This is a genomic window from Lentzea xerophila, assembly GCF_051094245.1.
Taxonomy (GTDB): Bacteria; Actinomycetota; Actinomycetes; order Mycobacteriales; family Pseudonocardiaceae; genus Lentzea; species Lentzea xerophila.
In genome coordinates, this window is sequence record NZ_CP194934.1 from 5,420,047 (window position 1) to 5,431,753 (window position 11,707).

An 11,707-nucleotide genomic window follows, 5' to 3' on the forward strand; every position below is an offset into this window, starting at 1 on the left:
CGAATGACGGTGCAGGAGCAACGCAGTGGCGCGGTCGCCGTGCTGACCATCGATCGCCCGGAGGTGCGCAACGCGCTGGACCAGCGGACTCTGCTCGATCTGCACGCCCGGCTCCTCGCGTGCGGCGAGGACCGCACGGTGCGGGCCGTCGTGCTCACCGCGACCGGCGACCGGGCGTTCAGCGCCGGGCTCGACCTCAAAGACCTGGTGCGCAACGGCGTCCCGGACGCGTCACGAAGCCCGGTCAACCTGCTGCGGGACGGATACGCCAAGCCGGTGGTCGGGGCCGTCAACGGCGCGGCGGTCGGTGGCGGCTTCGAACTCGCGCTGGCCTGCGACCTGCTGGTGGCCGCCGAGCACGCGGTGTTCGCGCTGCCCGAGGTCAGCCGCGGCATCGTGGCCTCGGAGGGCGGCACCGACCTGCCGCTACGGCTGCCGGTGGCGGTCGCCCTGGAACTCGGCCTGACCGGCGAACCGCTGACCGCGGCGGACGCGCTCCGGCTGGGCCTGGTCAACCGGGTGACGGCGGGCGCCGACGTACTGCCGGCCGCACTGGCGCTGGCCGAACGCATCGCCTGCCACTCCCCCGCCGCCGTCGCGGCGACCAAGCGGCTGATGCGCCGGGCATCATGCCCCGATCCCGCGGTGCTGCGCGCGGAGAACCTCCGGGCCACCGCCGAACTGCTGAACGGTCCGGACGCCGCCGAGGGCGCGGCGGCGTTCCTGGAGAAACGCCCGCCACGCTGGACCGATCCCGCCTGACGGACCAGTGCGACGGCGGGCGACCATGCCTGCGCCCCGGCGCTCACCTCGTGTCGGGAACGGGGTGATGGCCGGGGCGGGAACACTCGGGCTCGGGTCTACGCGGCACGCGGGTCCACGTGTGCGACCCGATCAGCCCACCCGGCTCAGCGGCCCAGCCGCGCGGCGGCCCAGGTCGGGCAGCGGCCCAGGTCGGGCAGCGACCCACCCCGCTCAGCAGCCCACCCGGCTCAGCGGCCCAGCCGGGCGGCGGTCCACGCGACGGCGCGGGTCAGGGCGCCCTCGGCTCCCTCCGCCTCGATCGCCGGGCCGGTGAGCTCGATGTCGACCGTGCCGCGGTAGCCCGCCGCCAGCACGTCGGCCAGCAGATCCGCCATCGGCAGGTCGCCGTCACCCGGCACCCAGCGGTTCGGGAAGGTCAGGGTGCCGACGCGGAAGTCGCTCACCTGGACCAGCCGGATGCGGTCCACCTCGGCCCTCAACGTCTGCGGCAGGCCCCCTTCCTGCCAGCAGCAGTACAGGTCGACGCACAGCCCCACGTCGAGCCGCCGGGCCAGCTCGGCCGCGTCCCGGACGGTGTGCGCGAAACTCAGGTCGCACCGCACCGGCAGCGTGTTCTCCAGCGCCAGCGCGACACCCGCCGCGCCCGCTCGCTCCGCCACCGGCGTCATCCGGCCCACGAACCGGTCGGCAGCCTCCTCCCACGTCAGGTCACCGGACGGGCCGACGGTGAGGTAGACCGTCGGTACGCCGAGCCGGGCCGCGAAGTCGACCGCGGCGGTCAGCCGCTCCACCTGGCTCGCCCAGCCGGACTCGTCGCGGGGATCCGCGGTGAACGCGTGCACCAGGTACTCGACGCCGACACCGGCACGCGCGATCTCGTCGGCCGCCGCCTGCCGGCCGAGGGCGGCGACCTTCGCGGCCGCCAGCCCGGCCGCGTCCGTCCCGGTGCGCGCGTACATCGCCAGTTCCTCGGGCAGGGACCAGGTCGTCGCGGCCATCCCGCTCACGCAGATCCGGTTGTCGTGCCGCATCACGCCGCGCCCTCCGATCGGACGCGGCACGAACCCGCGAGCCGCCGACCGGCAACGCCCGGCTCGAACGACAACGCCGTGCGCACCACCTGACCGGCGCCGGCCGCACCGCGGTCCGGCAGGGCGTCACGCACCGTACCGACCGTCCCGCAGCACGGACACCGGCACGATCGCCACCGCCGTCGGGTCGGCCGCCGGGCCGTGCGACTTCGCGGTGAAGGTGTAGCTCGACAGCGCCCACAGCCCTGTCGTCGCCGGCGTCAGCGTCTCCAGGTAGGCGGACTGCGCCTTGACGTCGGTGACCGTGCCCGTCTCCTCGGCCGCCTTGGCGGCCAGCATGATCGCGTCGTACGCGAAGTACGCGTTGAGCGGGAGCGTGATCTCCTGCTCCGCCTTCAGCGCCGCCAGCATGGTTTCCAACGCCTCGGGATTCGCGTGCCGTGCGCCTTGGACCGCACCGGCGAGGACGTGCAGGTGGACGTTGGTCGTCGCCGGGGTGCCCACCAGGCCGTCCGGCGCGGCTCGGTTGAGCAACGAGGTGACGGCGGCGGTCGAGTCGGCGACCAGCGGCACGTCGGTCCAGCCGATCTTGTTCCGGCTTTCCAGGACGTAGCCCACCGACGCGCCCGCGCCCTGCATGAACAGGATGTCGGGAGCGCCCGCGCGCAGCCGTTCCAGCTGCGCCGTCACGTCCAGGTCCTCGGGCGTGTAGGTCTCCTCACCGGACAGCGTCAGCCCGGCGGCGGCGAGAGCCTCGCGGGTCGCCTCGACGGTTGCCTGGGCGAAGGCGTCCTTGCCCGCGATGATCGCGACCTTCCGCGCGCCCTTCCCCTTGGCGTAGTCCGCGAACGACGTCGCCCAGGAGGCAGGGATCGGCGGGGTCTTGAACAGGTACGGGAACTTCTCCGGGTCGTCCAGCGCGGACGCGCTGGCCTGCTGGACCGAGAACACCTCGGCCTCGGTGATGACGGGGGCCATCGGCAGCGCTTCGGCGCTGGTGTTGCCCGGCAGCACCAGGTTCGGCTTGGGACCCGAGTTCAGCCGGGCCTGCAGCTTGGTCACCGCGGTGGTCGGGTCACCGCCGTCGTCGATGACCTCCAGCTCGACGGTTCGCCCGAGGATGCCGCCGCGCTCGTTGAGCACCGCGACCGCCGCCTTCGCGGCGTGCGCCGCCGCCTGGGCGTTGACCGCGGCAGGCCCGGCCTGGTTCAGGCCGACCAGCTGAACGATGCGGTAGACGTCGTCGCCTGCCGCGTTGCCACCCTCACCGGTGTCCGGGCTGCAGGCGGTCGCCAACACCGCGGCAGCCGCCAGAAGTCCACCCACTCGCTTCCGCACGGCGTGTCTCCCTCGCTCCGGCTCGCCACTCCACGTAGCAAGCGCTTGGTCGGCACCGTAGGCGGGCGTCCTTGACAGGTCAAGCATCCGATGCGCACCCGTGACCCAACCGGCAGACTTCGGGGTGACCCAACCGGCGCAAAGTTGTCCGGACCACGGACGGGCTCCTCGCCGCCGTGATATAACAAGCGCTTGATTGGCGTAGCCGGCCTACGCGACTGGCCCCGGAAAGGGACGACATGACAGCGACACCGGATCGTCGCGCAATCATCCTCCAGCACGCGGCAGACCTCTTCGCCACCAAGGGGATCGTGGCAACGACGGTGCGTGAGATCGCCGACGCGGTCGGGATCCTCTCCGGGAGCCTCTACCACCACTTCAAGTCCAAGGACGAGATGGTGATCGCCATCGTCACCGGCTACGTGGACGATCTGAACGTCCGGTACGAGGAGATCATGGCCGCGGGCATCGACCCGCGCGCCCAGTTGGCAGAGCTCATCCGCGGTTCGCTGGCGGTCATCGAGGAACACCCGCACGCCACCGAGATCTACCAGAACAGCGGCGCGTACCTGGCCTCGCTGGAGGGCTACGACCACATCAGGGGTACCGCGAGCACCATCCAGAAGACGTGGATCGAGGTGCTCGAGGCGGGCGCCGAGTCCGGCGCCTTCCGCTCGGACATCCCGCCACGGGTCCTGTACCGCCTGCTGCGCGACTCGCTCTGGTTGTCGGTCCGCTGGTTCAAGCCGACCGACCAGTACTCGATGAAGCGGTTCGCGGACGATTTCGTCTCCCTGTTCCTGAGCGGCCTCGTCCCGCGCTGAGACCGCCCGGAACCGATCACGGGTCGCAGAGGACAGCCGAGGCTCGGCCGGAACATCCGGCCGAGCCTCGGCTCATCTCCCCACCCGGTCAGCTGGTCACCCGTGGTCCGGCGGCTCCGGAACCCACCCGCCGGCCACGGTCACCACGGTCAGACGCCGACCCGGCCGAAGTAGGCCGAGATGAGCGCGTCGGCCTCCACCTCGCTCGCCGGGCGGTCCATGACCACCCGGCCGACCTCGAGGACCGTCACCCGGTCGGCGACCTCCAGCGCCGCGGCGACCGCCTGTTCGACGAGCAGGACGCCGATGCCGGTCTCCTTCAGCTTGACCACGGCGGCCATCACCTCGGCGACGATCGACGGCGCCAGCCCGCCGGACGGCTCGTCCAGCATGAGCAGCGAGGGTTTGGCCATCAGCGCCTGGCCGATCGCCAGCATCTGCTGCTGACCACCGGACAGCTGGCCCGAGGCGGCGTGCCTGCGGTCGGCCAGGATCGGGAACATCTCGTACACCGGGTCCAGCTCGGCACGGAGCTTCCGCTTGCCGAGCCCGCGGGTGTAGCCGCCGAGGAGCAGGTTCTCCTCGATCGTGCGGCGGCGGAAGATCCGCTTGCCCTCCTGGACGAAGGCGATCCCGGCGGCGACCCGCCTGTGCGCGGCGACGCCGGTGATGTCGCGGCCCTGGAAGGCGACGGAGCCCGAGTCGGCCCTGTTCACCCCGGCGATCGCCCGCAACGTGGTGGTCTTGCCCGCCCCGTTGCGCCCGAGCAGGACGGTGACCTCTCCGGCTCGCACGCGCAGCGACACGTCCCACACAGCGCGGATGTCGCCGTATCCGGTGGCCAGCCCACCGACCTCCAGCAAGGTGCTCACTGTTCGGCCTCCTGCATGACACCCAGGTACTCCGACAGCACCCTGGGGTGGTTCTCGATCTCCTCCGGTGTGCCGGACGCGACCAGTTCACCGCGGGCCAGCACCTGGATGGTGTCGGCCAGGTCCAGCACCAGCCGGAAGTTGTGCTCGACCAGGATCACCGTCGCCCCGGCCGCTCGAACCGCCCGGATCAGCTCGGCCAGCCGGGCCACTTCGTCCTCGTCCAGCCCGGACGCGATCTCGTCCAGCAGGAGCACCCGCGGCCGGGAGACCAGGGAGCGCGCCACCTCGAGCAGTCGCCGCGTGCCCAGCGGCAGCGAGGCCGCCTCCACGTCGGCCAGGTGATTTAGCCCGACCGTCCGCAGTACTGCGGTCACCTCCGCCTGGTCTTCCGCCGCCGCCCTCCGGTACCGGGGCAGCCGCAGGATCGACGTCGACATCCCGACGTACCGGTGCGTGTACGCGCCGGCCGCCACCGCGTCCCGGACGGAGATGTGCGCGGGGAACAAGGGCGTCTGGAACGTGCGCGCCACACCTGCCCTGGCCACCCGGTGTGTCGGCCAGCCGGTGATGTCCTGGTCCCCGGCCCGGATGACCCCGACGTCGGTCCGGTAGTAGCCGCAGATCATGTTCAGCAGAGTGGTCTTGCCCGATCCGTTGGGGCCGATCAGGGCGGTGATCCGCCCCGGTTCGGCGGTCAGGCTGACCCCGCCGAGCGCCTGGACTCCGCCGAACCGCTTGCCCAGGCCCTCCACCGACAGGCGCGCGCCGGGCAGTTCGGCCACCCGCACGTCCGCTTGCGCGCGGTCCGGCACGACGGCGGGCGGCGCGGTGAACCTGGCGACCGCCCATCGGATCGCCCGGTTGGCCAGCCCGGCGAGCCCGTTCGCCACCAGTGTGCCCGCGATGATCAGGAAAACGCCGTACACGATCTGCGCGTACTGCTCGAAATCGGTCGAGCGCAACGGTCCGTACTGCATCACCGCCGCACCGACCAATGGCCCGTAGATGCTCTTCGCACCGCCGAGGATCGACGCCGCCAGCACCGTGACCGCCATCGTGAAGCCGAACGTGTGCGGCGAGAGGTACTTGTCGGCGAAGGCGAACAGCACGCCCGCGATTCCGGCCGGGATCGCGCTGACCGCGTACGCCGTCAGCTTGAGGCGGTAGACGGGGATGCCCAGCGAGGCCGCGAGCACCGGGCTCTCCCTCAGCACCTGGAAGGCGACGCCGTGCCGCGACGTGATCAGGTTCCGCATCACCGCGAACCAGCCGACGGTGATCACCGCGACGACCACGTAGAGGTCGACGTTGTCCAGTTCCACCCCGAACAGCCGGGGCTTGGGGATGCCGACCATGCCGACCGCGCCCCCGGTGTAGTGCTCGAGGAGGTCGATGAACTGCGGCACCAGCAACACCAGGAAGAACGACGTCATGGCCAGCGACCAGCCCCCGAGCCGCAGGCCCGGCACACCCGAGACCAGGCCGACCACGAGCGCGGCCACGGCACCGATCACGAGCAGCACGGCGAGGTCGTTGACGAGGTTGATGGCCAGGTACCCGGCGAGGTAGGCGCCGGTCGCGTACATCGCGGTCTGTCCCAGTGCCAGTTCGCCCGCGTAGCCGAAACTCAGGTTCAGCCCGCTGGCCACCAGCGCCAGGATGCAGGTCAGCAGCAACAGTCGCCGGGTGTCGGCGTCGATGCCCAGCCAGGGCGCGACGATCAGCAGTGCGCCGAACACCAGTGGCAGCAGCCACGACGGAGTCGTGCGCAGGATTCGCAGCGGCATCGCGCTAGACCGCCCTTTCCCTGGTCGTGCCGAACAGCCCGGCCGGTTTGAGCATCAGGATCGAGATCAGCACCACGAACACCGCGATGGTCGGGAACTCACTGCCGAGCCAGCGCCCCGACAGCGACTCCACCAGCCCGACCACGAACCCCCCGACCACCGCACCGGACAGGCTGCCGAACCCGCCGATGGCGACCGCGACGAAACCCTTGAGGGCCAGGGCCGCACCGAGCGTGGCCACCGCGAAGGTCTTGGGGCCGACCAGCGGCCCGGTGAGACCGGCCAGCACGCCGGTGAAGACGAACGCGCCGAGGGCCAGCTTCCGCACATCGATGCCACGCAACAGGGCGGCCTCCCGGTCCTCGGCCATGGCGAGCATCGCCAGGCCGACGAGCGATCGCCTGCTGTAGAGGATCAGCGCGCCGGCGACCAGGAGGACGACGACGATGAGGGCCAGTTCCACCACGCTCACCCGGCCGCCGAACACCGTCCACGTCGCGTCCGAGAGCACGGACGGCACCTTCAGCACCTGGTCGCCCCAGATGAGCCGGGTGACGCCGTCGAGCAGGGTGGCCATGCCGAGGGTGGTGACCAGGTGCGCGTGGGTGCCCTTGACCGGGCGGATCGCGATCAGCTCCTCGACCAGTGCGACGAGCCCGACCACGACCACCGCGATCAGGACGATCAGCCACACCGGCAGCTCGGCGACGACCAGGCCCCAGTAGGTCACGAAGATCGCGGACATCATCAGCTGCGCATGCGCGAAGTTGAACGTCGTGTAGGCGATGAAGACCAGGTTGTATCCGATGGCCACCAAGGCGTAGACCGCCCCGATCGACAGACCCGACCAGACCGATGTCACCGCGGCCCTCCCTCCTCGCGCTGCGTTGCCTTGCGTGGGTGGCACTGTAGCCGACCAACCAAGCGCTTGGTAGCGTAACTTTGTGCGAGGTTTCGACCACGACCATCCCTGGAGTCACCGATGGGCCTGACCGACCAGACCGCGCTGGGCATCACCGCAGCTGTGGCAGAGCGGCTGGCCGCCGCGCTGCCGGAGCTGCGCCTGCCCGTCAGTTACACCCGGCTCACCGGCGGGCGTTCCAACCTGACGTTCCTGGTCACGGACGCCCACGGTAATCGATGGGTGCTGCGCAGGCCCCCGCTCGGCGACTTCCCGGCGACCGCGCACGACGTGCTGCGCGAGGCCCGGCTGCTCCAGGCCGTCGCGTCGGGCGTACCGGTCCCGGCCGTGCTCGCGGTGTGTGACGACCTGTCGGTGACCGGGGCGCCGTTCATCGTGCTGGAGTACCTGGACGGCTTGGTGCTGCGCGACCCGGACGGAGCGCGGACGGCGCTGCCGGAGGCGGACCGGGCCGCGGTCGGCCCCGCGTTGATCGACGCGATGGCGGGCCTGCACTCGATCGACCCGGCCGGGCTCGGCCTGGGTGCGCTGGCCGGGCGACGCGACCACCTGGCCCGCCAGCTGCGCCGCTGGCACGAGAACTGGCGCCGCACGGCCACCCGGCCGCTGCCCGACCTGGAACGCGCGCACGCCCGGCTGGCCGGCCGGGTGCCCGAGCAGACGCGCACCGCGATCGTGCACGGCGACTTCCGCCTGGACAACTGCGTTCTCGGCCGGGACGGGCGCGTGCTCGGCATCCTGGACTGGGAGCTCACCACCGTCGGCGACCCGCTGACCGACCTCGGCCAGTTCCTGGTCTACTGGGCCGAACCGGATGACGAGCACACCGCGCTGCACGCGCCGCCGACGTCGGTTCCCGGTTTCGGCACGCGCGACGAACTGTGCGCGCGCTACTTCGACCGGCTCGGCGTCAAGCCGGTGCCGATGGACTACCACCTGGCGTTCAACTGGTGGAAGACCGCGTGCATCGTGGAGAACGTCCACACGAGGATGGCCGCCGGGGCGATGGGCTCGACCGACCGGACCCCGGAGTCGTTCGCCGAACAGGCGGCGGGCCTGGCGGCGCGGGCGTGGCAGGCTGCCGCACGCCTGCGATGACGACAGCGCCTCGGAACCGCGACCGGTTCCGAGGCACACCGCGGAGCGTAGGAAAGACCGGCACGTGTGCCGGCACCGCGCTGGGAAGCGGTAACCCGCGCGATCCGCGCGCGGCGTGGAGGGAATCTCCGCCCTGGAGGCCGGAGAGGAGGTCAAGACAGCCGCTCGACCACCATGGCCATCCCCTGACCACCCGCCGTGCACATGGCCACCAACCCGAACTGGCCGTCCCGGAACCGCAGCCCGTTGAGCAGTGTCGTGGTCAGCCGGGCCCCGGTCTGCCCGAACGGGTGCCCCAGCGCGATCGCCCCGCCGTGCACGTTGACCCGCTCGATGTCGAGCTTGAGGTCCTCCACGGTGGGCAGCACCTGCGCGGCGAACGCCTCGTTGATCTCCACCAGGTCCAGGTCGCCCACCGTCATCCCCGCCGCGGCCAAGGCCCGCCGGGATGCCTCGACCGGTCCGAGGCCCATGATCTCCGGAGAGATCGCCGAAACTCCGGTGGACACGATGCGTCCCAACGGTGTGACGCCCAGTTCCGCGGCTTTCCCGTCGGACAGCACGACCAGGGCCGCCGCGCCGTCGTTGAGTCCGCAGCAGTTGCCCGCCGTCACGGTGCCGTCCGGCCGGAACGCGGGCTTCAGGCCGGCCAGGGACGCCGCGGTGACCCCGGCCCGCGGCCCGTCGTCGGCCGCCACGACCGTCCCGTCCGGGGTGGTCACCGGGGTGATGTCCAGCGCAAAGAACCCGTCCGCGATGGCCTGCTGCGCGCGCTGCTGGCTCAACGCGGCGAACTCGTCCTGCGCCCGCCTGCTCACTCCGCGCACCTGGGCCACGTTCTCCGCGGTCTGCCCCATGGCGAGGTACACGTCCGGCACCTGACCGGTGGAACGCGGGTCGGTCCACGCCGGCACGCCGTCACCGGTCCGGCTCTCGCTGCGCGCTGCCGCCGCGTCGAACATCGGGTTGCGTGTTCCGGGCATGCCGTCCGCCTTGCCCTGGGCGAACCGCGACACCGCCTCGGCGCCGGCCGAGATCAACGCGTCCGCCTCACCGGCCCTGATCGCGTGCAACGCCATCCGGCTGGTCTGGAGGCTGGACGCGCAGTAGCGCTGGACGGTGGTGCCCGGCACGTCGTCGAGTCCGAGCGCCACGGCGACGACCCGCGCCATCCCGTAGCCCTGCTCGCCGGCGGGCTGCGCGACACCGATCATCAGGTCGTCCACGGTGTGCGGGTCGAGTTGCGGCACCTGGTCGAGCGCGGCGCGGACCATCGCGGCCGCGAGGTCGTCGGCGCGCATCCCGGTCAGAGTTCCCTTGAAGGCGCGTCCGATCGGCGAACGGACGGCGGCGGCGATCACGGCTTCGGGCATCGAAGCTCCTCGGTGCTGGGGAGTGGGGTGGAACCGGCTCGGCGACGACGCGCGCTCAGCGGCGGCCGCCGAGCCGGAATTTCTGGACCTTGCCGCTGGCCGTCCGCGGCAGCTCGCCGACGAACGTGATCTGGCGTGGCACCTTGAAGTTGGCCATCGTCCGCCGGCAGTGCGCGATGAGTTCCTCCGCCGTGGGCGCGGCGTCCGCGCGGGGCACGACGAACGCGTGCCCCACTTCGCCCAGCCGGGCGTCGGGGATGCCCACCACGGCGACCTCGGCCACGTCGGGGTGTTCACCGAGCAGCCGCTCGATCTCGGCCGGGTACGCGTTGAACCCGCCGACCACGAACATGTCCTTGAGCCGGTCGGTGATCCGCAGGTAGCCGTCGGCGTCCAGCCAGCCGATGTCGCCCGTGTGCAGCCAGCCGTCCGCGTCGATGGCGGCGGCGGTGGCCTCCGGGTCCTCGAAGTAGCCGAGCATCACGTTGTGGCCGCGGACGACGACCTCGCCCTCCTCGCCGGGCGGCAACGGCACGCCCCCGCTGTCGACCACGGCGACCTCGGAGCCCGGAATGGCCTTGCCGCAACTGGTCGACAGTCGCTCCAGGTCCGCGTCCGGCGGGCACACGGTGGCCGTGCCGCAGGTCTCGGTGAGCCCGTAGGCGGTGATCACCTCCCGGAAGCCCAGCGTCTCGCGCATGCTCCTCAGCAACGGCACCGGGACGACGGTCGCGCCCGTGACCGCCAGCCGCACCGAGGTGAGGTCGTAGTCGGCGAGCCGGGGGTGCGCCAGGATCGACGAGTAGACGGTCGGTGCCCCGGGGAAGACGGTGATCCGCTCGCGCTGCACCAGGGTCAGGGCGGCGTCCACGTCGAACACCGCCAGCGGCACCATGGTGGCCCGGCGGATCAGACAGGCCAGGATGCCGGCCCGGTACCCGAAGCTGTGGAAGAACGGGTTGATCAGCAGGTAGCGGTCGCCCGGTCGCAGACCGCACATGTCGCTCCACGCCTCGTCCACGAGGAGGTCGCTCTGGTGGGTCACCATGGCGCCCTTCGGGTAACCGGTGGTGCCCGAGGTGAAGAGGATGTCGGCCACGTCGCCGGGCCGGATCGCGGCGATCCGGCGGTCGACCTCGGACTCCGGCACCTGCCCGGCGCCGGCCAGGAACGCGTCGAGGGTCAACGCGGTCCCGTCGTCGGTGTCGTCCAGGGTGACCACGGTGTGCAGGTGTGGCAGCGCGGGCACGGGCCGCCGGCCGGTGGGCTCCTCCGGGCTGCTGTCACGCAGCATCGCCAGGTAGTCGTGCCCGAGGAAGCCGTCGGCGACGACCAGCACGCTCGCCCGCACCTTCGCCAGGGCGAACCGGGCCTCCTCGCCTCGGAAGCGCGTGTTGACCGGGACCAGGACGCCGCCGGCCGCCAGGATGCCCAGAGCGGCGACGACCCAGTTCGCCGAGTTCGGCGCCCAGACCGCCGCGCGGTCGCCCGGTTGGAGCCCGCGGGCGATCACGGCCCGCGCGAACCGGGTGACGGAAGCGTCCAGGCCGGCGAAGCTCAGCCGCACGCTGCCGTCGACCACGGCGTCCACGTCCGGTGCCTCCGCCGCCGCCGAACGCAGGCACGCCGGGATGGTGGTCAGGTGGCCGGTGTCCGTGCCCCCGGTGTTCGCTTGCGACACGCACGCCTCCCAA

11 protein-coding genes are annotated in these 11,707 nt (G+C 71.8%); 3 read left to right on the forward strand and 8 right to left on the reverse strand.

Translation table 11 applies throughout. From position 1 onward, the window contains the following. Positions 1-3: 3 nt before the first annotated feature. Positions 4-762, forward strand: coding sequence for an enoyl-CoA hydratase/isomerase family protein (locus tag ACRSBM_RS25935; RefSeq protein ID WP_434446900.1), 759 nt, complete (start codon positions 4-6; stop codon positions 760-762). Positions 763-992: 230 nt separating this feature from the next. Here the strand turns inward: ACRSBM_RS25935 and ACRSBM_RS25940 are convergent, their stop codons facing one another. Genes ACRSBM_RS25940 through ACRSBM_RS25950 form a run of 3 tightly spaced genes read right to left on the reverse strand, consistent with a single transcriptional unit; the run spans position 993 to position 3,134 of the window. Next, the gene (locus ACRSBM_RS25940) at positions 993-1,796 is read right to left on the reverse strand and encodes a sugar phosphate isomerase/epimerase family protein (RefSeq protein WP_434446902.1); all 804 of its coding nucleotides are present in this window, start codon (positions 1,794-1,796) and stop codon (positions 993-995) included. Beyond that, positions 1,796-1,930, reverse strand: coding sequence for a hypothetical protein (locus tag ACRSBM_RS25945; protein WP_434446904.1), 135 nt, complete (start codon positions 1,928-1,930; stop codon positions 1,796-1,798). Before ACRSBM_RS25945 ends, ACRSBM_RS25940 begins: the two co-directional genes overlap by 1 nt. Next, positions 1,923-3,134, reverse strand: coding sequence for an ABC transporter substrate-binding protein (locus ACRSBM_RS25950; RefSeq protein ID WP_434446906.1), 1,212 nt, complete (start codon positions 3,132-3,134; stop codon positions 1,923-1,925). Before ACRSBM_RS25950 ends, ACRSBM_RS25945 begins: the two co-directional genes overlap by 8 nt. A 239-nt stretch (positions 3,135-3,373) precedes the next feature. On the opposite strand from ACRSBM_RS25950, the gene ACRSBM_RS25955 reads away from it, so the two are divergent. Next, positions 3,374-3,958: a TetR/AcrR family transcriptional regulator gene (locus tag ACRSBM_RS25955; RefSeq protein WP_434446908.1), complete on the forward strand. Its 585-nt coding sequence runs from the start codon at positions 3,374-3,376 to the stop codon at positions 3,956-3,958. Between the two features lie 149 nt (positions 3,959-4,107). Here the strand turns inward: ACRSBM_RS25955 and ACRSBM_RS25960 are convergent, their stop codons facing one another. The 3 genes from ACRSBM_RS25960 to ACRSBM_RS25970 are packed head-to-tail and all read right to left on the reverse strand — an operon-like array spanning position 4,108 to position 7,482. Further along, positions 4,108-4,830, reverse strand: coding sequence for an ABC transporter ATP-binding protein (locus tag ACRSBM_RS25960; protein ID WP_434446911.1), 723 nt, complete (start codon positions 4,828-4,830; stop codon positions 4,108-4,110). Beyond that, the gene (locus ACRSBM_RS25965) at positions 4,827-6,620 is read right to left on the reverse strand and encodes a branched-chain amino acid ABC transporter ATP-binding protein/permease (RefSeq protein ID WP_434446913.1); all 1,794 of its coding nucleotides are present in this window, start codon (positions 6,618-6,620) and stop codon (positions 4,827-4,829) included. The genes ACRSBM_RS25960 and ACRSBM_RS25965 overlap by 4 nt, the downstream gene beginning before the upstream one ends. Before the next feature lie 4 nt (positions 6,621-6,624). Next, complete coding sequence (locus ACRSBM_RS25970; protein ID WP_434446915.1) at positions 6,625-7,482, reverse strand: branched-chain amino acid ABC transporter permease; 858 nt, start codon at positions 7,480-7,482, stop codon at positions 6,625-6,627. A gap of 120 nt (positions 7,483-7,602) precedes the next feature. On the opposite strand from ACRSBM_RS25970, the gene ACRSBM_RS25975 reads away from it, so the two are divergent. Continuing rightward, on the forward strand, positions 7,603-8,640 hold the full coding sequence (locus ACRSBM_RS25975; RefSeq protein ID WP_434446917.1) for a phosphotransferase family protein: 1,038 nt from the start codon (positions 7,603-7,605) through the stop codon (positions 8,638-8,640). A 152-nt stretch (positions 8,641-8,792) separates the two neighbouring features. On the opposite strand, the gene ACRSBM_RS25980 is transcribed toward ACRSBM_RS25975, so the two are convergent. Further along, complete coding sequence (locus ACRSBM_RS25980) at positions 8,793-10,013, reverse strand: acetyl-CoA C-acetyltransferase (RefSeq protein ID WP_434446919.1); 1,221 nt, start codon at positions 10,011-10,013, stop codon at positions 8,793-8,795. 55 nt (positions 10,014-10,068) lie between these two features. Beyond that, positions 10,069-11,694, reverse strand: coding sequence for a FadD3 family acyl-CoA ligase (locus ACRSBM_RS25985; RefSeq protein WP_434446921.1), 1,626 nt, complete (start codon positions 11,692-11,694; stop codon positions 10,069-10,071). Positions 11,695-11,707: the final 13 nt, after the last annotated feature.